Below are 22618 nucleotides of genomic sequence, written 5' to 3'. Positions count from 1 at the left end.
AGATTCGCCCCTTACATCGAGCTGTATTTTTCACGCAACCGCTGACGGACAAACTCGGCCAGGGTGTTGAAGAAAAAGGTGAACACAAACAGGACGAAGGCCGCGAGGAACAGCACCCGATAGTGAGAACTGCCCACTTCCGATTCAGGCATCTCTACCGCGATGTTGGCAGCCAACGTACGCAAGCCCTGGAACATGGAGAAGTCCATGATGGGGGTGTTGCCGGTCGCCATCAGTACGATCATGGTCTCGCCCACCGCGCGGCCAAGGCCCATCATCACCGCCGAGAAGATGCCGGGACTGGCGGTGAGGATCACCACCCGGCTCAAGGTCTGCCACGGGGTCGCACCGAGGGCCAGCGAGCCCTGAGTCAGATGCTTGGGCACCGAGAAGACCGCATCTTCAGCAATCGAGAAGATGGTGGGGATGACCGCAAAGCCCATGGCGATACCGACCACCAGCGAGTTGCGCTGGTCAAACTTGATGCCCATTTCGTGGGTCAGCCAGATGCGCGAATCACCGTTCATAAAGACATTCTCGATGAGCGGGCTCAAGGCAAAGGCACCCCAGCCAATCAGCAGCAGCACCGGAATAAGCAGGATGGCGTGCCACCCTTCCGGCAGCCAGGTCTTGCCGCGCTCCGGCAGATAGTTCCAGAGAAGCGCGGTCAACAGCATTCCCATCGGCAGCAATATCAGCAACAAGATGACGCCAGGCAAGGCCCCTTCAATGATTGGGGCTAACCACAGCCCGGCCAGGAAGCCGAGAATAACGGTCGGCAGCGCCGCCATGATCTCGACGGTCGGCTTGACATACTTGCGCAATCCAGCAGACATGAAGTAAGCGGTGTAGATGGCACCAGCCACGCCGAGCGGTACCGCAAACATCATGGCGTAGAACGAGGCTTTCAGGGTGCCAAACACCAGCGGCACCAGGCTCAGCTTGGCTTCAAAGTCGTTGCTGGCCGACGTGGATTGCCACACATATTGCGGCTCCGGATACCCCTCATACCACACCTCTTGCCACAGGGCAGACCAGGTGACCTCGGGGTGATCGTTCTCGACCGCAAACACGGTGAAGGTATTGCCCTGCTGCATCAGCAGCGTGTTGTGACGAGGAGAGATCGCCAACGCAGACAGCTCACCGCCCGCGACCTTTTCACTCAGCAACTTGGTCTCGCCAGTGGCATGGAAGAAGCTGATTGCGCCATCCTTGTCGGCACTGACGAAGCCTTTGCGGTAATGCTCTGGCGTCAGCAGATCCACAGCGCCATCGCCTTTAAAGTCACGGATTTGGGTAAACTGACGTTTGCCATCTTTCGCCACTTCAAACCACTGGGAGATAATGCCATTGTCGTTGCCCACGAGCAGGGAGGAGGCGCCAGAAAGCAGCTCAACCCGGGTCACGTTGGCATTGGGGGCGTTAATCTCCATCACATTACGCAACGATATTTCGCTGAGATTATGGATGTCATAGACAGAGAGGCGATTGCCTTCGCGCACCAGCAAGATGCGAAGGTTCGGGGTCAGCAGCAGCTGATCCACATGGCGCGGCAAAGCAGGAATACTGTAGTTTTGGGCGCTCCACTCCACCTCGCCGGAGATGAAGTTCTCCTCACCGCTCATCACCGTCATCACGCCACGACCATCTTCGGTCACGGCGGCAGTGGCCATCTTGTCCTTGGTGGCTTCAAACACTAGCAGCTGCAACGGCTTGCCTTGCGGGTCGATCACCACGGGTTCTTCGCCGAAAGGATATTGCAGGCTGGGCTCGATCACCCGTACATCGTTGGGATAAGAGACCTTGAACGCCGGTTGGACCACTTGCGCCTTGCCATCGGCAAAGCCATAGGCGATAAGCTTCTGGCCCGGCGCCGGACTGGTCACTGTGGTGATGTCGCCCATGACCTGGCCATTACCCAGAGACTGCCCGATCTTGACCTTGCCCTCTCCCTGAAGGGCGAAGAAGTTGACCAGCCCTTTATCGCTGAAGCGATAGCCGATCTCGTTCTGCTCCTCCATTCCGAGCCAGGCGGTCTTGCCTGCAACGGGCAGAGTAAATGACGCAGTCGGCTCCATGGTGGCACCATTGAAGATGGGTTTCACCACATAGAGCAGATAGAAGAAGATAAGCAACAGCGCCACCAGTACCAGGGCTCCGCCTGTGGTGACGCCATATTTGGCTAATTTATCCTTGATCCGGCGTTTTCTACTGCCCGCCATAACCAAATTTAACGATTCCGATGACATGCAAAACCTCAATGTAAGCTAGGCTTGGCGGGATTATATGGCAGTAACATGACAGTTTTGTTACATGAGCACCTGTTTGAAAGAGGTTATTGCAGGGTACAAAAAGCGGGGGTTTATCTCAGGAAGGGCACACTTAACCGACTGTTTATATACAGATATTTTAAATCGCCATCAGCGGGCAGTGCACACTGCCCGTTGAGTCATTCAGGAAAGAACATCGTTTGATTGTTGCAGCACCAACTTGGCTGCCTTCTTCTCGGCCCGGCGGCGTTTGAAAAACGCAGAAAGCTGGGCCGAGCAAGCCTCGGCCAGCACCCCGCCGGTTAGCTCAATCCTGTGGTTATGACGCGGATCCTGCAAAATCTCGAACACTGACCCCGCAGCTCCGGTCTTGAGATCCCGGGCGCCATAGACCACCCGCTTGACCCGACTATGGATCAGCGCACCGGCACACATGCAGCAAGGCTCCAGCGTTACATAGAGCACGGTGTCGATCAGCCGGTAGTTTGCCAGCTGCTTGCCCGCCGCCCGGATCGCCATCACCTCGGCATGGGCACAGGCATCGTGTTCGCTGATGGAGCAGTTCCACCCCTCCCCCACCACCTGACCATCCAGCACCAGCACGGCGCCGACCGGGATCTCGCCAATCCCTTCAGCTTGGGTGGCCAAGGCCATGGCATGGCGCATCCACTGTTCATCCTGTGCTGTGTGACTGAGTATCTCTGTGACCGCTGCTGGTTTCACGCCCATGCCTCTCTATAGATATCGATTCGCTGATCCCTCGCCCATGCCATGCGGTTATCTGAACCGGTACATGACGCCACTATCACAGGGCGGCGAAGGGTCGGCGATTATGCCAAATCTCCCCTTCATGCCCAAGCCACATCTTGTCTGCACAATAAAGTAGCAGTTGGCATCTCACTGATAAAAAAGGAGTTGCACCAACAGATTCATATCATTAGACTCCCTTCCGTCAGCTCGAACTGACTCCGTCGGTGTGTAGCGCAGCCAGGTAGCGCATCTGCATGGGGTGTAGAGGGTCGGAGGTTCGAATCCTCTCACACCGACCATTTTCCTCGAAAATAGCCCAGTCAAACGACTGGGCTATTTTTATGCCTCCAATTTATCTTCCTGACGATGCTAGCCTACCAAGCACAAAAAACAGCCAGAACCACTTGAATCTTTTTGATGAACTCATTAAGATGCGCACCTTTCCGCCGGTAGACAAAACAGGGAGGTGGAAACACCAGTGAAGGGATCACTGTCCGGCTTGCGTTCAACACAGGACCAGGCATGCACCAGACCACCGATGTCACACCCGTAACTCCGCTCTATTCTGTTCCTCACGACACCCCTTGCAACAGCGAAAACGAAGATGAATATGTCATCCAGCTGGATGTGATCGACTTGGCCGAGCCGGATGATGACTATTGAGCCCGGCCAGGTGGCCGCTCAATCTTCCATGACTCCCTCCGTTTAACGTCGCTTTTTCCACCACTTGGCGACGCCCCAGCAAAAAACAACAAACTGCTAATTCTATCAAGGATAGCAGTATTATTGACTGAAATTTATCCCCCTCACCTCCCTGCCATTACCCCCGACAACTGATACAAACCTACGTTATTGCGCTTCACTTTCCATCACTGCAGCAGCTGGTGCCAACAGAGCCCACCCCACCTCTACAAGTTTAAAACAGGCGTTCATTCACCAGTATCAGTAAAGGCAGAACCCTAAATGGCATATTCAAACGCGCTTTATACGGCTGTTTTGGCAAAGCCTGGAGTAAGGTCGGGATTTGTTTTTGCATTTGTAATTTTATTACGTAATAAGTTACGAAATAAGGGGCAGGGTCACAGCCCAAATTAGCCGTTGTCCGATGGGAAAAAGCAGGAGCATAATCATCTGTGTAGAGCTTTTATACCAACTACATAAATCGATAAAAAACATCGACTTAACTATATGTCAAAAACGAGCGTTTAAAAAAAACTGTTGACGTAATCAACAATATTTCGCACCTTATCAATCGTGTTATCCCGGTGTTACGGGAAGTTTGCAAGAACAGGGATCGACTTTAGTCGTAGTTAGTAAGTTCAAAATGTAATTCTCAAAGGAGTGAACCTTATGTCGGCACCGGCTCAGACCCACTGCAGCGCCCGCCTTCGCATCCAGGGCGACATGCTGCCCGAATACGCGCAAATTCTGACGCCGGACGCGGTGGCTCTGGTCTCCGAACTGGTGGAACGTTTTGCTCCCCAAAGAGGGGAATTACTGAAACAACGTGTGGCACGCCAGGCCCGTATCGATGGCGGCGAGCTGCCGGACTTCCTGCCGGAAACCGCCCACATCCGTGAAGGTGACTGGACCATTCGCGGCATTCCCGCCGACCTGCAAGACCGCCGAGTGGAGATCACCGGCCCGGTCGAGCGCAAGATGGTGATCAACGCCCTCAACGCCAACGTCAAAGTGTTCATGGCGGACTTCGAGGATTCACTGGCCCCCGCCTGGAATAAAGTGATCGAGGGGCAAATCAACCTGCGCGATGCGGTCAACGGCACCGTCTCCTACACCAGTCCGGAAGGCAAGGCCTATACCCTGAACCCCAATCCGGCCGTGCTCATCTGCCGGGTCCGTGGTCTGCATCTGCCGGAAAAACATGTCACCTTCGATGGCCAGCCCATCCCCGGCGGCCTGTTCGATTTTGCCCTCTATTTCCTCCACAACTATCAGGCGCTGCTGGCCAAGGGCTCGGGCCCCTACTTCTACGTACCCAAATTGCAGAGCAATCTGGAAGGGCGCTGGTGGAGCGAAGTATTCGCCTGGACCGAGGATAAGTTCGGTCTGCCCCGCGGCACCATCAAGGCCACCGTGCTGATTGAAACCCTGCCGGCGGTGTTCGAGATGGATGAGCTGCTCTATCAGATGAAGGATCACATCGTTGCCCTCAACTGTGGCCGCTGGGACTACATCTTCAGCTACATCAAGACCTTGAAGAACCATCCGGATCGGGTACTGCCTGATCGTCAGGTGGTGACCATGGACAAACCGTTCCTCTCCGCCTACTCACGGCTGCTGATCAAGACCTGCCACAAGCGCGGCGCGCTGGCGATGGGGGGCATGGCCGCCTTTATTCCGGCCAAAGATGCCGCCGTCAACGAGCAGGTGTTTGCCAAGGTCAAAGCCGACAAGGAGCGCGAAGCCAACAACGGCCACGATGGTACCTGGGTCGCCCACCCCGGCCTCGCCGATACCGCCATGGCGGTGTTCAATGCCACCATTGCGGCTGGCGTCAAGAACCAGATCGGCGTGCTGCGCGAGCAGGATGCTCCCATCACCGCCGTCGACCTGCTGGCCCCCTGTGAGGGTGAACGCACCGAGGCGGGCATGCGCACCAATATCCGAGTCGCTCTGCAATATCTGGAGGCCTGGATCAATGGCAATGGCTGCGTGCCCATCTACGGTCTGATGGAAGATGCCGCCACCGCCGAGATCTCCCGCACCTCCATCTGGCAGTGGATCCGCCACGGCAAGAGCCTCGCCAACGGCAAGGTGGTGACCAAGGAGCTGTTCCGCCAATTGCTGGCCGAGGAGCTGGAAGTGGTCAAAGCCGAGGTGGGGACCGAGCGCTGGCAGGCAGGACGCTTTGCCGAGGCAAGCGAGCTGATGGAGCAGATCACTTGCGCGGATACCCTGATCGATTTTCTGACGCTGCCCGGTTACGAGCGGCTCTGAATCACGGGCCCCGGGCGGGGCTCGCCAATAACAAGTCAATGGAAACGTGAAATCAATGAAAGAGGGAACTGATATGGCACTGACCCGTGAACAACAGATCCAGGCTATCGAGAAAGACTGGGCAGAAAACCCCCGCTGGAAAGGGATCAAGCGCGGCTACAGCGCAGAAGACGTGGTAAACCTGCGTGGCAGCTTGCAGCCTGCACATACCCTGGCCCAACGTGGCGCCGACAAACTGTGGGAGCTGATCCACGGCAGCGCCAAAAAGGGCTACGTCAACTGCCTCGGCGCCCTGACTGGCGGCCAGGCGGTGCAGCAGGCCAAAGCGGGCATAGAGGCGATCTACCTCTCGGGCTGGCAGGTGGCGGCGGACAACAACTTGTCCTCCACCATGTACCCTGATCAGTCCCTCTACCCGGCCAACTCGGTACCGTCCGTTGTTGATCGCATCAACAACTCCTTCGCCCGTGCCGACCAGATCCAGTGGGCCAACAAGGTCGGTCCGCAAGATGCCGGCTTTATCGACTACTTCCTGCCGATCGTGGCTGATGCCGAAGCCGGTTTCGGTGGCGTGCTGAACGCCTTCGAACTGATGAAGGGGATGATTGAAGCGGGCGCCGCTGGCGTGCACTTCGAAGATCAGCTGGCATCGGTCAAGAAGTGCGGCCATATGGGCGGCAAAGTGCTGGTGCCGACCCAGGAAGCGGTGCAGAAGCTGGTTGCCGCCCGTCTGGCAGCCGATGTGTGCGGCACCACCACCCTGGTGATCGCCCGTACCGATGCTAACGCTGCGGATCTGCTGACCACCGACGCCGACCCTTATGATGCAGGCTTCCTGACCGGTGAGCGCACTGCCGAAGGCTTCTACAAGGTGCAGGCAGGCATCGAGCAAGCTATCTCCCGTGGTCTGGCCTACGCTCCCTACGCCGACATGGTGTGGTGCGAAACCGCCAAGCCGGATCTGGACGAGGCGCGCAAGTTTGCCGAAGCAATCAAGGCGCAGTACCCGGATACCATCCTGGCCTATAACTGTTCACCCAGCTTCAACTGGAAAAAGAATCTGGACGATGCCACCATCGCCCGCTTCCAGCAGGCGCTCTCCGACATGGGCTACAAGTACCAGTTCATTACCCTCGCGGGTATCCACAACATGTGGTTCCACATGTATGAACTGGCTTATCAGTACGCCCGTGGCGAGGGGATGAAGCACTACGTTGAAATGGTGCAGGAGCCGGAGTTTGCTGCCGCCAGCCGTGGCTACACCTTCGTGGCGCACCAACAAGAGGTCGGTACCGGATACTTCGACAAGGTGACCACCGTCATCCAGGGTGGCCAATCCTCGGTCACCGCATTAACCGGCTCCACCGAAGAAGATCAGTTCCACTGATAGGCAGAACTCTTTGAGAAAGTCCTTGAAATAGCAAAACCCCGGCCTGAAGCCGGGGTTTCTTTTTATCTACCATTTAAACGTCGGTCAGACGCGCAACGGCACACCATCGACAGGATCAGAGCTCGAGGATCTCTTTGACAAAGGGGATGGTCAGCTTGCGCTTGGCGCGAAATGAGGCGTTATCGAGCTGATTGAGGGTGGTAAGCAGGGTGCGCATGTCGCGGGAAAGTCGGTTGAGCAGGAAACGACCCACATCGATGGGCAGTTTGAAGCCCCGCAGCTCGGCGCGCAGTTGCAGGGCGCTGAGCTTGCCTTCATCATCCAGTTCGTCGAGATGAAAGCTTACCCCCCAGTCGAGACGAGAGGCGAGATCCGGCAACTGTAGCCCCAGCTTGCGCGGTGCACTGCAGCCAGTGACCACCAGCGTCCCCTCTCCTTTCTCCTGCCAGCGATTGTAAAAATCGAACAGCGCTCGCTCCCACACTGCATTTCCGGCGATCGCTTCGAGGCTATCGAGACAGACCAGCGGCAGGCTTTCGAGGGCATCGAGCATGCTGGGATCGAGCTGTTCGAACTGATCGAGAGAGAGATAGGCCGCCGCCGCATCGCGGGCATTGACCTCGGCACAGGTGGCATGGAGCAGATGAGAGCGCCCGGATCCCTTGGCCCCCCAAAAATAGAGGAAAGGCGATCCCTGACCGATGGCCGCATTCTTGAGGGCGGTGATCAGATGAGCATTGTTGCCGGGATAAAAACTGACGAAGGTTTCATCATCCGGTAGTTGTACGGCTAAAGACAGTTGGGCCGGTTGCTTCACTCGTTAGGCTTTGACTGTGACATTTGTGGCTAAGTGTATCATCGCAAAGGCAGATAGAGAACCGCCCGGACAAGCCGGGCGGTGTGGAAAAGCCTTATAAAATCAGGGCTGCGACCATTGGTAACGCAAACCGCTGCCATTATCGTCAACCTTGCGTAGTCGGCTCTCGAGTTGCAACGCTCGCCCCAGCTCTGCCGGATCGCCTTGCAGGGTGAAGTTGAAGGTCACCTGATCACCCTCCAGCTGACCGATCGCCACCTTGCTGACGCTGGCCATCCCCTGCAGCATCTTCTGCACGGCGATCATGCTGTCCACCTCAGAGAGCCCGTCCACCACCAGAGTCTGGCTGGTTGCCGGGCCCGAGATACGGGCGCCATAATTTTTCACCAGCCAGGCTGCCAAAGTATCGGCAAACCCTTGTGCCACCTCGGCCTGAGTGCCACTGCTGTTACCACGGGTCAGCTCAGCCACTTCGCCAGCGGCTTTGGGGCCATAGAGTCCCCAGTCGATGCTCCACTGGTCACCTTCCGGTGTCAGCTTGCCCAGCACCACCATCTCGGCGCCATAGCGCTGGCTCGCTTGCAGAATCGGATCGGCAAAACGACCCCACACATCGGTGGTGCTGACCGCCATGTTGTCGTCAAGATCCATCAGCGGAATACTGATAGGCAGCCCCAACGTCTGGGCCTGCTCACGCAAGGCTTGCGCCCAGCCATCGCTCGATTGATCCGCCAGCAGGCGACGTTCACCCTGATCCATCACCAACCAAATCGCCATCTGGGGTCGCGCCGCGCCCAGCAGGGCAAACTGGCTCTCGGAGACCAGACTGTTGATCTTGTCACTGTTGAACTCGGCTTTCAGATACTTGACCGCGTCCAGATCCTGATAGCCATAGCTCTTTACATAGTCACCCGGCGCAGCCAACGCCTTGACGACCACTGGTTGGGTGAGGATATCCCGTTTACCGGTCACCTTGATCAATACCTGCCCCAGCGCCTGAGACTGAGCGGTAGCCATGTCGCCGCTGGTCGGTGCCTTGCCCTGATAAAGGTCGGCGACCTGAGCGGCCGAGGCCATGAATGACAAGCCGCAGCAGAGGGCGGTCACAACACGTTTGAACATCAACAGAGTCTCGAAATGGGGGCGTGTGCTTATGGTAGCGGCAAGGCACCTCTTGCGGCAAGGCGGGCACAAGCAGCCACAAACAACAGAGCCGGCATAACGCCGGCTCAGATCACCACTCCCGATGAGGAAGCAGGTTAAAGCATCAACTTATTTGGTACCGAAGATCTTGTCACCAGCATCGCCCAGACCCGGCACTATGTAGCCTTTCTCGTTCAGGCCCTGATCGACGGAGGCACAGTAGAGTTCTACATCGGGGTGAGCCGCTTCCAGCGCCTTGATCCCTTCCGGCGCGGCAACCAGTACCAGCACCTTGATGGATTGGCAGCCCTTCTTCTTCAGCAGATCGATGGTGGCGATCATAGAGCCACCGGTGGCCAGCATCGGATCGATAACCAGTGCCAGACGCTCTTCGATGTTGCTGACAATCTTCTCGAAATAGGGAACCGGTTGCAGGGTCTCTTCATCGCGATAGATACCGACCACGCTGACGCGGGCGCTCGGCATGTGCTCCAGCACGCCATCCATCATGCCAAGACCGGCACGCAGGATCGGCACGACAGTTACCTTCTTGCCCTTGATCTGGTCAACTTCCACTGGCCCGTTCCAGCCGTCGATGGTAACCTTCTCGGTTTCGAAGTCAGAGGTGGCTTCATAGGTCAACAAACTGCCCACTTCTTTGGCCAGTTCACGGAAACGCTTGGTGCTGATATCGCCTTCACGCATTAGCCCGATCTTGTGTTTGACCAGGGGGTGTTTGACTTCAACCACTTTCATTATTGTCTCCTCTAACTCGCCGCAAAAAAATCGCGGAATCATACAATAAAAGCCCGCACTTGTAGAGCCTTTCCGCGCAAAAACGCGCAAACGATTTCCTTTCTGATTTATCACTGCCGCTGGTAGTATATGCCCCGAATTTTACCCTCCACTTCGATACATGACGGGGAATACGCGTGACTGACAAAACCTCACTGAGCTACAAAGATGCTGGCGTAGATATTGATGCTGGCAATGCACTGGTTGAACGGATCAAGGGCGTCTCCAAGCGCACTCGTCGTCCTGAAGTGCTGGGTGGTCTTGGCGGCTTTGGGGCCCTGTGTCAAATCCCTGCGGGTTACAAGGAGCCGGTACTGGTCTCCGGTACCGATGGTGTGGGCACCAAGCTGCGGCTGGCCATCGACCTGAAGAAGCACGACACGGTCGGCATCGATCTGGTGGCCATGTGCGTCAATGACCTGATCGTACAGGGTGCCGAGCCGCTGTTTTTCCTCGACTACTATGCCACCGGCAAGCTGGACGTGGACACCGCAGCGGCTGTGGTCACCGGGATCGGTGTTGGTTGCGAGCAATCGGGCTGTGCCCTGGTGGGCGGCGAAACCGCCGAGATGCCAGGCATGTATGAAGGGGAAGACTACGACATCGCCGGTTTCTGCGTCGGTGTTGTTGAGAAGAGCGAAATCATTGACGGCTCCAAGGTCGGTGAAGGGGATGCCCTGATCGCGCTGGCCGCCAGCGGCCCCCACTCCAACGGTTTCTCGCTGGTGCGCAAGATCCTGGAAGTCTCCAAGGCCGACGTGCATCAGCCACTGGGTGACACCACCCTGGCCAACGCCCTGCTGGAGCCGACCCGCATCTACGTCAAGCCGGTGCTGAAACTCATCAAAGAGTGCGAGATCCACGCCCTGTCCCACATCACTGGCGGTGGCTTCTGGGAGAACATCCCCCGCGTACTGCCCGCCAACACTCAAGCGGTGATCGACGAGCAGAGCTGGCAGTGGCCGGCTGTGTTCAGCTGGCTGCAGCAAGCTGGCAACGTCACCCGCCACGAGATGTATCGCACCTTTAACTGCGGCGTCGGCATGATCATCGCCCTGCCTGCCAATCAGCTGGAGAAGGCGCTGACCCTGCTCAAGGCGGAAGGCGAAAACGCATGGCACATCGGTCATATCGCCAAAGCAGCCGATGGTGAGGAGCAGGTCGTCATCAAATGATGCGGATCATCGTCCTTATCTCCGGCAACGGCAGTAATCTGCAGGCGATCCTCGACCACTGCGCCAGCGGCAAAATTGCCGGTGAGGTGGTCGGCGTCATCAGCAATAAAGCTGACGCCTATGGTCTGGTGCGCGCCAAAGAGGCGGGAGTGGCGACGTCCATTCTGACCCAGCAGCAATTTGCCAGCCGGGAGGAGTATGACACCGCCCTGCTGGCGCTGATGGCGGACTATCAGCCGGATCTGGTGGTACTGGCTGGCTTTATGCGGATTTTGAGCGCCCAACTGGTACACCACTTCGCCGGGCGGATGCTCAATATCCACCCCTCCCTGCTGCCCAAGTATCAGGGCTTGCACACCCACCAGCGGGCCATTGACGCCGGTGACAGCGAGCATGGCACCAGCGTCCACTTCGTCACCGAAGAGCTGGACGGTGGTCCGGTGATCCTGCAGGCCCGCGTCCCCATCTTCGAAGGGGATGAGGCCGATGAGGTGGCCGCCCGGGTACAGGCGCAGGAGCACAGCATCTACCCGCTGGTGGTGCGCTGGTTCTGCGAAGGCAGGCTGCAGATGATGGACGGCGCCGTGCAACTGGATGGCGCCCTGCTGGGCCCTGCAGGTTACGCCTGCGAGTAACCGCTAACGACTGCATGTCAGATGTAACAAGGGAGGCCTCGGCCTCCCTTGTCATTTCTACCTATCCGCACGATCTATCCGCACACTATCCACGCGATGGCTGCGGTCAGGTCCGATTACGCCGCTACGCGGCTAATCGAACTTACACCGGATTGTCGATATCGATAAAGGTGACATCCAGCCCGTGCACGGTCGCCAGCCACTCTCCCAGCGCCTTGACGCCGTAACGCTCGGTGGCGTGATGGCCAGCGGCGTAGAAGTGCATCCTCATCTCGCGGGCGGTGTGAATGGTCTGCTCGGAGGCTTCACCGGAGATAAAGGCATCGATGCCCTGCTCCGCCGCCAGATTGATGTAGCTCTGACCGCCGCCGGTACACCAGGCCACCGAGCGGATAAGCTCGGGACCGCTATCACCACAGTGCAGCGGTTCACGACCAAGCCGCTCGGCAATCAGCTGGGCAAAGTCGCGGCCGCTCATCGGCTGTTCCAGCTTACCCACCATGGCGACGCTCTTGCTGTTCCACGGCTCCAGACCACGGCGTACCTTGATGTCGAGCAGCTTGGCGAGCTGGGCGTTGTTGCCCACCTCGGGGTGAACATCGAGCGGCAGATGGTAGGCAAACAGGTTGATATCGTGGGTCAACAGGGTCTTGAGCCGACGCTGCTTCATACCGGTGATCTGGGCCGGTTCACCACTCCAGAAATAACCGTGATGGACCAGAATGGCATCGGCCCCGGCAGCCACCGCCGCATCGATGAGTGCCTGACTGGCGGTGACTCCGGTCACTACCTTGCGAATGCGCTCGCGCCCCTCTACTTGCAAGCCGTTGGGGCAGTAATCCTTGAGGGCGTGGGGTTCGAGCAGATGGTTCAGTACAGTTTCGAGTTTTCGATGAGAGATCATAGGGGTCCCTTTTTAAGGCTCGGTCCCCTGTTTTAGCAATAAAAACAGGGCTCAGGCGCCAAACGCCAAGAGCCCCATGATAATCGAGCGGGGCCGCCAAGACCATGACGCTCCCCACATGATGACAGTTATCCGCCACCGGACTCAGGCTGGCAGGTCGATCCCCGCTTCCCGCATCTGGGCCAGCTTGTAGCGCAAGGTGCGTGGACTGATGCCAAGCCGATCCGCGACATCTTTACGGCTGCCGTTACAATCTTGCAGGGTATCGAGGATGATCTGGTGCTCCTGCTGCTTGAGCTCACTGCCGAGGCGATCGCCACCATAGCTGCGATCCACACTGACCAACTCCATCTCCTGCTCGTCCAGCTCCTCCAAAATCAGGTGGCCACTATCAATGACCCCATCCGGGCTGAGGATCAGCGCGCGCTGCACCACGTTGTCCAGCTCCCGCACGTTGCCGGGCCAGGGGTGGGCCAGCAGTCGCTCCCGCGAGGCGTCCGTCAACTGTGGGGTCGGCAGCCCTTGCTGACTGGCATGGAGCGCCAACAGGTGTTCCGCCAGTGGCAGAATGTCGCCGGGTCGCTCACACAGGGCGGACCAACGCAGCGGGAAAACATTGAGGCGGTAGTAGAGATCTTCGCGAAACAGCCCATCCTGCACCGCCTTTTTCACATCCCGGTTGCTGGTGGCGATGACTCGCACATCCAGCGGGATCATCTTGCGGCTGCCGAGCCGCTCCACCTCTTTCTCCTGCAACACCCGCAGCAATTTGGCTTGCAGCCCCTGATCCATCTCGGTGATCTCGTCGAGCAGCAGAGTCCCCCCCTGCGCCTGCTCGAACTTGCCGGGGCACCCCTGCACCGCACCGGTAAATGCCCCCTTCTCGTAGCCAAACAGGGTCGCCTCCAGCATGTTCTCCGGAATGGCGGCGCAGTTGATGGCGACGAAGGGTTGCTCGGCGCGATTGGAGTTGTCGTGAATGTAACGTGCCAGCACCTCTTTACCCGTCCCGCTCGGGCCGGTCACCATCACGGTCGCTTCGCTTCTGGCCACCCGGGTCGCCAGCTGGAACAGTTCGGCGGTTTTGGGATCTCCGTAGACCACGGCGCGCTTCTCCACCTTCTGGGCGGGCACATAGCGGCTAACCTGATTGAGCAGCACCTCCGGCGAGAACGGCTTGGCCAGATAGTCGATGGCCCCTTCGCGCATGGCGCGCACCGCACCGTCGATATTGGCGTAGGCGGTCATCAGCAGCACAGGTATCTGCGGATATTGCTGGCGGATGGTGGCCAACAGGGTGAGGCCATCCATCCCCCCCATCTGGATATCGGAGATCACCATGTCAAATGGCTGACGAGAGAGGATCAGCAAAGCCCGCTCGCCGCTGTCTGCTTCACGGCATTCATAGCCGCCCAGCAACAGGGTGTCCACCAGCGCTTCGCGCAGGCCATTGTCATCTTCAACTACCAGGATCCTGGCCTGTGTCATGCTACACCTCCCACAGCCAACAGCTCTAACTCATCAACATTCACCGCCAACGGCCAGCTGGCCCCGGCTAACAACCTGGATCCGATATGGGTCATGCTACACCTCCAAGCTGCACCGGTTGCTGATGCAGGGGGAACGACAGAGTAAAACAGGTGCCTTCACCGGGAACCGAGGCCACTCCGACCTCCCCCTGATGGGCACGCACGACAGATTGCACCACCGCCAGACCCAGGCCAGTGCCCTGGGAGCGGGTGGTAAAGAAGGGCTCGAATACCTGACCGAGCTGATGGGAAGGGATCCCCTTGCCATTATCGATGACACGCATCTCCACCCGGGCGCCGCTGCGCACCGCGCTGACCAAGAGCGACGTGGCCCCTGCCTGCTGGGCATTGGCAATCAGGTTGTTGATGGCCCCCGCCAGCGCACTGCTGTTGGCCAGCAGACAGAGATCGGGCTCCGGTGCTTCCATGTGCAGATCACAGCCCTGTTGCTGACAGAAGGCCTCAGCTCCGGCCTGCACTTCGGCCAGCAGCCCTTGTACCGAGATGGGGGTGACCACCTGATTGTCGCCGTTGCGGGCAAACAGCAGGATGTCGTTGATCTGCTTCTCCAGATCCTGCAAACGGGCCATCAGCTTTTGCTGAAACTGAGTGCGTGATTCCGGCTTGAGGGTACGGTTGGCCAGATTGGCGGCATAGAGCATGGCGGCGGAGAGCGGAGTGCGGATCTGGTGGGCGAGCGAGGCCGCCATATTGCCCAGCGCCGACAGCCGCTTCATATGGTTGATGCGGTCTTGCAGTTTGCGGGTTTCGGTCAGGTCGTTGATAAAGACCAGCTGGCCGGGCTGATCCGGCAGCGGTTGGGTCGAGAGCTGCACCCGGCGCCCGTCACGCAGGGAGATCTCATGGCCATCATCCTCGCGCGGCTCAAAGCAGCGGGCAATGATGTGGCGCCAGAGCTCACCTTCCAGCGGCTCCCCCAGCAGGGAGATGGCCGCCGGATTCGCGCGGGTGATAACCCCAGCCCCATCAAGCAACAACACCCCGGTGGGGAGCGCCTTGAAGATGGCATAGAGCTGGCTCACTTCGTGGGACTGGAGTGGCATGTCCTGCTGCTGGATTGTCATAAACCTGACCTCAAACTGGCTATTGGGTCAGGTTATTCAAGTTCCATGCCACTAAATTATATGAATTAAAACAATGGATTGCGTATTAGCGTCAAGGCTTTGACCCTCAGACGTCCTTGCTCATCCCGTACTTTTTCATCTTCTCCACCAAAGTGGTACGGCGCATGCCGAGCAGATCGGCGGCGCGGGCCACCACCCCGTCCTGAGACTCCAGCGCCTGACGGATCAGCTCCACTTCGAGGTCGGCCAGCATCTCTTTGAGGTTGACCCCCTCCTCCGGCAACTGCATGGTGCGGGCCGAGGCAAGGGGGTGATCCAGCTCGGGCGGATCCTGGAACACCGCCGCCAGCGCATCCCGTTCATCCATCTCGGTCAGCCGCTCATCCCGCGGCTCGCTCGGCAGCAGCCGATAACGGCTCGGCAGATCGGCCACATCGACGATCTGGTGCGGGTAGAGGATCAGCAGCCGCTCCAGCAGGTTGGAGAGCTCGCGCACGTTGCCAGGCCAGGGGTACTGCATCAGCGACTCCATCGCCCGCTGGGTCAGCCGGATAAAACCGTGATGCTGCTCGGCATGGCGGTTGAGCAGCTCTTGCAACAACAGCGGAATATCGTTGATGCGATCCCGCAGTGGCGGCGTCTCAATGGGAAATACGTTGAGGCGATAGTAGAGATCTTCACGAAATCCCTGGGTGCGGATCATCGCCTCCAGATCCCGGTGGGTCGCCGCAATAATGCGCACATCGGCCTGAATGGGCTTGCTGCCCCCCACCCGATCGAACAGCCGCTCCTGCAGCACCCGCAGCAGTTTGACCTGCATCGGCATCGGCATGTCGCCTATTTCGTCCAGAAACAGGGTGCCGCCCTGAGCTAACTCGAAGCGGCCACGACGGGCAGCCACAGCACCGGTAAACGATCCCTTCTCATGACCAAACAGTTCGCTCTCCAGCAGCTCGGCGGGGATGGCACCGCAGTTGATGGGCACGAAAGGACCGGCACTGCGGGGAGAGAGTTCATGAATGGCACGGGCCACCACCTCTTTGCCGGTGCCGGATTCGCCGAGGATCAGCACGTTGGCATCGGTCTCGGCGACCTGACTGATGAGGCGGCGCACCTCCTGGATCCCCTTCCCTTTGCCCACCAGCAGACGTAGCAGGGCCTGCCCCTTGTCATGGGTCTGCTGGCGAGGATGCAAGGAGACAAAAGCCTGGCAAAAATGCAGATGGCGGGTAAGGGACTCATAGGTAAAAGGAGAGAGCGCTACCCCGATGAAATTGTTGTTGGGCAGCTCCGCCGCGACCAGCGAGAGGAAGGGGGTTCGCGGGAAGGCTGTCAGCAGTTCCGGCAACTCCCGACCTGCCAGATCGCCCACCAGCACCCCTTGCAGCGGACCTGAGGATTCGATGGCTACATCCAGATCGCCTTCGGCTACCTCTTGCCACGGGATCCCCATAAACGAGAGCACAGTTCCCAATTGCTGACGTCGTTGCTCATCGGCATCAACAATCAACACGCCCATCTCCACCATATCCATCCCTCGCGATAGCCTGAACTAATTTATTGTTTTTTCTCATCAAACAGTCTTGACTGTTTTGTTGCTGGTGCACAAAGTGCCAAAATTCCGACGCATTGTCAAAAACTGTCGCGTCAGGCTAAGTGTATCGACAGAAACGGGAGACTAGTTGAATTTTGTCGACGATTCTTCTGCAAGCAAGGCAGCCAGAGGCAGAAAGCAAACTGCCCTCGTCAGAGGGCAGCATACCGCACAGTGAGACGAACTCAGTGGGGATGACGGTGGTGGGGCGCCGCATAGCGGCAATCGGGAAAGCGGCTACACGCCAAAAATAGCTGACCTGCATGTGGCCCTTTCTTGGCTTCCCGCTCCAGCAGGGGCGCATCACAACGGGGGCAGTGGTGAACCTCTTGCTCTTCATCATCCTCCGTATCGATGAATAAGCCCTCTGCCAGATCCCCCTCCATCGCAGGTAATTCAGCCGTCAACTTACTGTACCTGAATGACTCGCTCGCTGATTGAACGGCGGTCGTAGCGTTCGACTCGGGCTCCGAGCGACCATGGGGACGGGAGCCAACATCGACTCCATCGAGCAACAATGAATTGAAGGTCGGCTCGCGGCGCTGCCCCGGTATCGGCGCATCCACCACAGGCTCGCTACGTTTGATCAGTAACGGCAAAATCAGCTCACGCAGCTCTTGCTCAAGACCGTGGCCACTTTCTGCGATCTGCAGCAGGGGCAGTCCCGCGCTATCGCAGGCTGTTTGCAGCACCGAGTCGCGAACCTTGCGTTTCTGATGACGGTGGGTGCTGTCACCGAGCTCGATAGCACAAATAAAAGAGAGGTCGGCGGGATGACACAGCAAATAGTCGAAATGCTTGCCACTGATCTTGCCGAGGTGTTGTTGCCATTTACTTTTGCCAAGCCCCGCCTCGGGGGTCAGCACTGCCGCTACCTGCACCTTGGCAAATACCCGAACCTTGTCGCCCACCGCCATTTCTAGCACGCCGAGGAAAGCGTGCTCTTCAGGGCTGAGCAAGGTCTCCCGAAGATCGTAGGGAAGACGTTTCTTCGGCCGGAATCGCAGCCAGAAAATCGCCATCACCAGCAGTGCAAACAACAGCAATCCCGATACGACAAAGGTATTCATCAGAGCACGTTCCAGTTCACAACACGAAAGGGGCACCACTTTACCACAGCCGCAACAGGGCAAGGCAGCAGTCAAGCACCTGGAAAATGTCAAAGCACCGGATTTTTATCTATTGGTCAGTCTGCGGGGCTTCATATGACCAGCCACTGCAGGCACAATGGCAACAGGCATAACATCCCATATCAAGGAGAGCAGGATGCAAAAGCAATTGGTGGTCACCGTGATCGGTGCAGACAAACCCGGTATCGTCGAAAGTCTGGCTGCCGTGATCAGCCGTGAACAGGGCAACTGGCTGGGCAGTGCCATGAGCGAGCTGGCGGGCCAATTTGCCGGTATCCTCCATGTCTCGGTCCCCGATGATCACTATCGCAGCCTGTGCGAAGCGCTGGCCCTGTTACCCGGTCTCACCATCAGCTTTGCCGAAGGGACGCCCACCGCAGAACCGGCTCATCAGGTGATGATGACGGTGACCGGCAACGATCGCCCCGGTATCGTCCACGAAGTGGCCAGCATCCTGCGCCAGCTCGAGATCAATGTGGCCGACCTGACCACTGGCTGCGAACCGGCCCCTCACTCCGGCGCCCCGCTCTTCTATGCCCATGCGCTGGTTGCCCTGCCTGACAGACTGGCGATGGACACCCTGATCACCGCGCTGGAGTCCCTCTCCGACGATCTGGTGGTTGATATCGATGAGGCGTTGCACGAGTAACTCGCTTGTCATCAATCTGACATATTCTCACGCCATAACTGCCGCGCAGACGCGACCTGATACAGAGGCATAACATGAGCACCGACAAGCAGTATGAAGAGAAAGAGCTGAGCTGGCTCTCATTCAATGAACGGGTGTTGCAAGAGGCAATGGACAAAACAGTGCCCCTCATCGAGCGGGTCCGTTTTTTGGGGATCTTCTCCTCCAACCAGGATGAGTTTTTCAAGGTGCGGGTCTCAGACGTCAAGCGCCGCATCCTCATCAGTGAAGTTCACGGTGGCGGGGACGATGCCAAGGTGCTGCTGCGCGCCATCCAGCAGAAGGTAATGGCCCTTGGCGAAGCGTTCGACAACACCTACAAGGAGCTGTTGATCGCGCTGGCCCGTCACAACATTTTCTTGGTCAATGAGAGCCAGATCTCCGAATCGATCCAGCAGTGGCTGCGGGTCTTTTTCCGGGAGAAGGTGCTGCGCCACATCATCCCGATCCTGCTCAACAAGGAGGTCAATCCGGTCAAGTTTCTCAAGGACGAACACACTTATCTGGCCGTCGAAATGAAAAAAGATGGTCAGGTGATCCAGTACGCGCTGGTGGAAGTGCCGACCGACGACCTGCCCCGCTTCTTCCAGTTACCGCCGGAAGGGACCCGCCGCAAGAAACAGATCATCATTCTGGATAACGTCATCCGCTTCTGTCTCGACGAGATCTTCAAGGGCTTCTTCGACTACGACGAGATTGCCGCCTATGCGGTGAAGCTGACCCGGGATGCCGAATATGATCTCTCCGACCAGCTGGACTTGAGCCTGGTAGACAAAATGAGTGACGGCTTGAAGCAGCGCCTCACCGCCATGCCGGTGCGCTTCGTCTACGAGCGGGAGATGCCCGCCGCCATGATCAGCTTCCTCAAGCTCAAGCTGCAGATCAGCTCCTACGACGCCATCATGCCGGGTGGGCGCTACCACAACTTCAAGGATTTCATCGGCTTCCCCAACGTGGGCCGAGATTATCTGGAAAACCCCAAGCTGCCAGCGCTTGATTGCCGCGATTTTGACGGCTTCGTCAACGCCTTCGATGCGATTACCAAGCAGGATATTCTGCTCTACTACCCGTACCACAAGTTCCACCACTTCACCGAGCTGGTGCGTCAGGCGGCATTCGACCCGGCGGTGAGCGCCATTCGCATCAATATCTACCGGGTGGCCAAGAAGTCGCGGATCATCCACTCCCTTATCGATGCCGCCAACAACGGCAAGAAGGTGACCGTGGTAGTCGAGTTGCGCGCCCGTTTCGACGAAGCGGCCAACATCGACTGGGCCAATATTCTCACCGATGCCGGGGTCAAGGTGGTATTCGGGGTGCCGAGCCTCAAGATCCACTCCAAGCTCTGCCTCATTACTCGTCACGAACATGGCGAGGCGGTGCGCTACGCCCATATCGGCACCGGCAACTTCAACGAGAAGACCGCCAAGATCTACACCGACTTCTCGTTGCTGACCCGCCACCCTGATATCACCGCCGAGGTGGAGGGGGTATTTGAATACATCGAGTACCCCTATAAACGTTACAAGTTCAACCACCTGCTGGTCTCCCCCATCAACAGCCGCCGTCAGCTCTATCGCCTCATCGACAATGAGCTCTCCAACGCCAAGGCGGGCCAACCGAGCGGCATCATCCTCAAGATCAACAATCTGGTGGACAAGGATCTCATCAACCGCCTCTATGCCGCCGGTCAGGCCGGGGTGCCGATCCAGATGATCATCCGTGGCATGTGCGCCTTGCGCCCGGGCGTGCCGGGCCTCAGTGACAACATCAAGGTGATCAGCATCATCGACCGCTTCCTCGAGCACCCGCGGGTGATGGTGTTCCACAACAAGAGCAACCCCCAGCTCTATATCTCCAGCGCCGACTGGATGAGCCGCAATATCGACGGCCGGATCGAGGTGGGAACCCCCATTTATGATGAGCGCCTCAAGCAGCGCATCATGGATATTCTCGAACTACAACTGAGTGATACCTGCAAGGCGCGGGTGATCGATGCCGACCAGCAGAACGAGTATGTGAAACGGGGTAACCGCCGCAAGATCCGCTCTCAGGTGGCGATTTACGACTATCTCAAACGTATCGAGTCAAACAATGGACAATAGTCTCTATGCCGCCGTGGATCTCGGCTCCAACAGTTTTCACATGGTGATCGCTCACCTGAGCGAAGGGCGTTTTCGCATCGTCGATCGCATCAAGGAGCGAGTACGTCTGGCCGAGGGGATGGATGAACAGAAGCGGATGAGCCCCGAGGCAATGGCCCGTGGCCTCGCCTGCCTGTCGCTGTTTGCCGAACGCCTCACCAATATCAAGCCGGATCAGATCCGCATTGCCGGTACCTATACCCTGCGCCGCGCCAGCAACGCCCGCGAATTCGTAAGCGAGGCAGCCATGGTGCTCAACCACCCCATCGAAATCATCAGCGGTCAGGAGGAGGCGCGCCTCATCTATCAAGGGGTCGCCCATACCCAGCACATCGAAGGTCAGGTGCTGGTGGTGGATATCGGCGGCGGTAGCACCGAGCTCATCATCGGCGAGGGGTTTGATCACAAGGCCCTCACCAGCCGCAAGATGGGTTGCGTCAGCTTTACCCAGAGCTTCTTTGCCAGCGGCAAACTGAGCGACAAACACTTCAGCAATGCGGTGCTGGAGGCGCAGCACCAGCTCGCCCCCATCATCAACCAGTATCGCAAACTGGGCTGGCAGAGCTGCCTTGGCAGCTCCGGCTCGATCCGCACCGTGCGCGACGTGCTGCAGGGGGAAGGGCTGACTGATGGCAGCATTACCCTGGAGGGGCTGGAGCGACTCAAGGCAATGATGATCGAGCGCAAACGAGTCGACAACCTCAAGCTGGCGGGGCTCACCGAAGAGCGACAAGAGGTGTTTGCCGCTGCCGTTGCTATCCTGCTCGGGCTGTTTACCTCGCTGCCTATCGAGCGACTCGACTACTCTGACGGCGCCCTGCGCGAAGGGCTCCTTTACGAGTTCGAGGAGCGCTTGCAGCACCACGATATTCGCGAGCGCACCGCGCAAGCGCTGGGCACTCACTACCGGATGGACCGCAAGCAGGCTGCCCGGGTGGAACAGAGCGTATTGACCCTGTTCGATACGCTGCAAAAGCCGTGGCAGATGGAAATAGAGCCCTATCGCGCCATCCTCGGCTGGGCGGCGCGGCTACACGAGATTGGCCTTGCCATCAACTACAGCGGCATTCATCGCCACTCCGCCTATATCCTGCAACACACCGACCTGCCCGGTTTCAACCAGGATGATCAGGCGTTGCTCGCCGCGCTGGCACGCTTTCAGCGCAAGGGGCTCAAGCTCTCCGAACTGCCAGCCCTGCCCAACCACGACCTGCAGACAGTGCTGCGCTGCATCCGTATTCTGCGCCTCGCGGTCGCCGCCCATCACAAGCGGCAGGATCACTTGCTGCCTGAGTGGAAAGTCGCAGTGCAAGGCGATGAGCTGGTAGTGACCCTGCCGATCGACTGGTGCGAGGATAACCGTCTCTTGATGCAGAATCTGGAGAAGGAGCATCGTTATTGCCAGGAGCAGGGCTGGCCACTGTTGTTCCAGCTCGGCTAAACCGCGTTTTTTGGCAAAACAGCCCAAAAGCAGCTGAAGCCTGTCTCTTATAAAAAACTCCCCAAGCATCGCTTGGGGAGTTTTTTGAGCTTTGTTCCCCTTCCGGGATCTGAACCTTTCATCACCACATCAAGGTGCTAATACCAATGGTATTAAGGATTCTCTTCACC

General features: G+C 58.1%; 18 protein-coding genes and 1 tRNA gene. 9 read left to right on the top strand and 10 right to left on the bottom strand.

Annotation, left to right across the window (positions count from 1 at the left end; genetic code table 11):
* Nucleotides 1-11: 11 nt before the first annotated feature.
* The gene (locus CF137_RS10235; RefSeq protein WP_139718917.1) at nt 12-2249 is read right to left on the bottom strand and encodes an ABC transporter permease subunit; all 2238 of its coding nucleotides are present in this window, start codon (nt 2247-2249) and stop codon (nt 12-14) included.
* Nucleotides 2250-2453: 204 nt separating this feature from the next.
* Nucleotides 2454-2999 (bottom strand): tRNA adenosine(34) deaminase TadA, encoded by a 546-nt coding sequence (tadA, locus tag CF137_RS10230; RefSeq protein ID WP_162515913.1) that lies wholly within the window; start codon nt 2997-2999, stop codon nt 2454-2456.
* 243 nt (nt 3000-3242) lie between these two features.
* On the opposite strand from tadA, the gene CF137_RS10225 reads away from it, so the two are divergent.
* From CF137_RS10225 to aceA, 4 genes are all read left to right on the top strand, one after another.
* Nucleotides 3243-3319, top strand: a tRNA-Pro gene (locus tag CF137_RS10225).
* A 223-nt stretch (nt 3320-3542) separates the two neighbouring features.
* Nucleotides 3543-3683, top strand: coding sequence for a hypothetical protein (locus CF137_RS22085; RefSeq protein WP_162850435.1), 141 nt, complete (start codon nt 3543-3545; stop codon nt 3681-3683).
* A 687-nt stretch (nt 3684-4370) separates the two neighbouring features.
* Complete coding sequence (gene aceB / locus CF137_RS10220) at nt 4371-5978, top strand: malate synthase A (protein ID WP_139718915.1); 1608 nt, start codon at nt 4371-4373, stop codon at nt 5976-5978.
* 73 nt (nt 5979-6051) lie between these two features.
* Nucleotides 6052-7365, top strand: a complete 1314-nt coding sequence (aceA, locus tag CF137_RS10215; RefSeq protein ID WP_139693517.1) for an isocitrate lyase — start codon at nt 6052-6054, stop codon at nt 7363-7365.
* Nucleotides 7366-7483: 118 nt separating this feature from the next.
* On the opposite strand, the gene hda is transcribed toward aceA, so the two are convergent.
* The 3 genes from hda to upp form a co-directional block, all read right to left on the bottom strand.
* On the bottom strand, nt 7484-8185 hold the full coding sequence (gene hda, locus CF137_RS10210; RefSeq protein ID WP_042022088.1) for a DnaA inactivator Hda: 702 nt from the start codon (nt 8183-8185) through the stop codon (nt 7484-7486).
* A gap of 102 nt (nt 8186-8287) precedes the next feature.
* The gene (locus tag CF137_RS10205) at nt 8288-9307 is read right to left on the bottom strand and encodes a DUF2066 domain-containing protein (protein WP_101325235.1); all 1020 of its coding nucleotides are present in this window, start codon (nt 9305-9307) and stop codon (nt 8288-8290) included.
* Between the two features lie 150 nt (nt 9308-9457).
* Nucleotides 9458-10084: a uracil phosphoribosyltransferase gene (upp, locus tag CF137_RS10200; protein WP_005320172.1), complete on the bottom strand. Its 627-nt coding sequence runs from the start codon at nt 10082-10084 to the stop codon at nt 9458-9460.
* A gap of 176 nt (nt 10085-10260) precedes the next feature.
* Here upp and purM point away from each other — a divergent pair, with 176 nt between their 5' ends.
* Both purM and purN read left to right on the top strand, forming a co-directional pair.
* On the top strand, nt 10261-11298 hold the full coding sequence (gene purM, locus CF137_RS10195) for a phosphoribosylformylglycinamidine cyclo-ligase (protein ID WP_042022081.1): 1038 nt from the start codon (nt 10261-10263) through the stop codon (nt 11296-11298).
* Nucleotides 11295-11933, top strand: coding sequence for a phosphoribosylglycinamide formyltransferase (gene purN / locus CF137_RS10190; protein ID WP_139718914.1), 639 nt, complete (start codon nt 11295-11297; stop codon nt 11931-11933). Before purM ends, purN begins: the two co-directional genes overlap by 4 nt.
* A 142-nt stretch (nt 11934-12075) precedes the next feature.
* Here the strand turns inward: purN and CF137_RS10185 are convergent, their stop codons facing one another.
* The 5 genes from CF137_RS10185 to CF137_RS10165 all read right to left on the bottom strand — a co-directional run bounded on the left by CF137_RS10185 (nt 12076) and on the right by CF137_RS10165 (nt 18115).
* Nucleotides 12076-12837 (bottom strand): Nif3-like dinuclear metal center hexameric protein, encoded by a 762-nt coding sequence (locus CF137_RS10185; RefSeq protein ID WP_139718913.1) that lies wholly within the window; start codon nt 12835-12837, stop codon nt 12076-12078.
* A 144-nt stretch (nt 12838-12981) separates the two neighbouring features.
* Complete coding sequence (locus tag CF137_RS10180) at nt 12982-14325, bottom strand: sigma-54-dependent transcriptional regulator (RefSeq protein ID WP_139718912.1); 1344 nt, start codon at nt 14323-14325, stop codon at nt 12982-12984.
* 91 nt (nt 14326-14416) lie between these two features.
* Complete coding sequence (locus CF137_RS10175; protein WP_139718911.1) at nt 14417-15451, bottom strand: sensor histidine kinase; 1035 nt, start codon at nt 15449-15451, stop codon at nt 14417-14419.
* A 106-nt stretch (nt 15452-15557) separates the two neighbouring features.
* Nucleotides 15558-16979 (bottom strand): sigma-54 dependent transcriptional regulator, encoded by a 1422-nt coding sequence (locus CF137_RS10170; protein ID WP_162515912.1) that lies wholly within the window; start codon nt 16977-16979, stop codon nt 15558-15560.
* A gap of 251 nt (nt 16980-17230) precedes the next feature.
* Nucleotides 17231-18115: a DUF2726 domain-containing protein gene (locus tag CF137_RS10165; RefSeq protein ID WP_139718910.1), complete on the bottom strand. Its 885-nt coding sequence runs from the start codon at nt 18113-18115 to the stop codon at nt 17231-17233.
* Nucleotides 18116-18311: 196 nt separating this feature from the next.
* On the opposite strand from CF137_RS10165, the gene CF137_RS10160 reads away from it, so the two are divergent.
* From CF137_RS10160 to ppx, 3 genes are all read left to right on the top strand, one after another.
* A complete protein-coding gene (locus CF137_RS10160) occupies nt 18312-18824 on the top strand; it encodes a glycine cleavage system transcriptional repressor (protein ID WP_139718909.1) in 513 nt (170 codons plus the stop codon).
* Nucleotides 18825-18898: 74 nt separating this feature from the next.
* A complete protein-coding gene (gene ppk1 / locus CF137_RS10155; RefSeq protein WP_139718908.1) occupies nt 18899-20968 on the top strand; it encodes a polyphosphate kinase 1 in 2070 nt (689 codons plus the stop codon).
* On the top strand, nt 20958-22448 hold the full coding sequence (gene ppx / locus CF137_RS10150; protein ID WP_139718907.1) for an exopolyphosphatase: 1491 nt from the start codon (nt 20958-20960) through the stop codon (nt 22446-22448). The genes ppk1 and ppx overlap by 11 nt, the downstream gene beginning before the upstream one ends.
* Nucleotides 22449-22618 lie beyond the last annotated feature (170 nt).

Origin of the sequence: Aeromonas sobria (genome assembly GCF_006243315.1) — a bacterium.
In the GTDB taxonomy this organism is placed as follows: Bacteria; Pseudomonadota; Gammaproteobacteria; order Enterobacterales; family Aeromonadaceae; genus Aeromonas; species Aeromonas sobria_A.
This window is presented reverse-complemented; position numbering and strand designations above follow the sequence as displayed.

Excerpts from the sequence above, each read along its gene's own strand:
- CF137_RS10170 (WP_162515912.1), bottom strand. The coding sequence starts at position 16,979 with ATGGTGGAGATGGGCGTGTTGATTGTTGATGCCGATGAGCAACGACGT.
- ppk1 (WP_139718908.1), top strand. The coding sequence starts at position 18,899 with ATGAGCACCGACAAGCAGTATGAAGAGAAAGAGCTGAGCTGGCTCTCA.
- ppx (WP_139718907.1), top strand. The coding sequence starts at position 20,958 with ATGGACAATAGTCTCTATGCCGCCGTGGATCTCGGCTCCAACAGTTTT.
- upp (WP_005320172.1), bottom strand. The coding sequence starts at position 10,084 with ATGAAAGTGGTTGAAGTCAAACACCCCCTGGTCAAACACAAGATCGGG.
- CF137_RS10175 (WP_139718911.1), bottom strand. The coding sequence starts at position 15,451 with ATGACAATCCAGCAGCAGGACATGCCACTCCAGTCCCACGAAGTGAGC.
- CF137_RS22085 (WP_162850435.1), top strand. The coding sequence starts at position 3,543 with ATGCACCAGACCACCGATGTCACACCCGTAACTCCGCTCTATTCTGTT.
- CF137_RS10205 (WP_101325235.1), bottom strand. The coding sequence starts at position 9,307 with ATGTTCAAACGTGTTGTGACCGCCCTCTGCTGCGGCTTGTCATTCATG.
- CF137_RS10160 (WP_139718909.1), top strand. The coding sequence starts at position 18,312 with ATGCAAAAGCAATTGGTGGTCACCGTGATCGGTGCAGACAAACCCGGT.
- tadA (WP_162515913.1), bottom strand. The coding sequence starts at position 2,999 with ATGGGCGTGAAACCAGCAGCGGTCACAGAGATACTCAGTCACACAGCA.
- CF137_RS10165 (WP_139718910.1), bottom strand. The coding sequence starts at position 18,115 with ATGAATACCTTTGTCGTATCGGGATTGCTGTTGTTTGCACTGCTGGTG.
- aceA (WP_139693517.1), top strand. The coding sequence starts at position 6,052 with ATGGCACTGACCCGTGAACAACAGATCCAGGCTATCGAGAAAGACTGG.
- CF137_RS10180 (WP_139718912.1), bottom strand. The coding sequence starts at position 14,325 with ATGACACAGGCCAGGATCCTGGTAGTTGAAGATGACAATGGCCTGCGC.
- CF137_RS10235 (WP_139718917.1), bottom strand. The coding sequence starts at position 2,249 with ATGTCATCGGAATCGTTAAATTTGGTTATGGCGGGCAGTAGAAAACGC.
- purN (WP_139718914.1), top strand. The coding sequence starts at position 11,295 with ATGATGCGGATCATCGTCCTTATCTCCGGCAACGGCAGTAATCTGCAG.
- aceB (WP_139718915.1), top strand. The coding sequence starts at position 4,371 with ATGTCGGCACCGGCTCAGACCCACTGCAGCGCCCGCCTTCGCATCCAG.
- CF137_RS10185 (WP_139718913.1), bottom strand. The coding sequence starts at position 12,837 with ATGATCTCTCATCGAAAACTCGAAACTGTACTGAACCATCTGCTCGAA.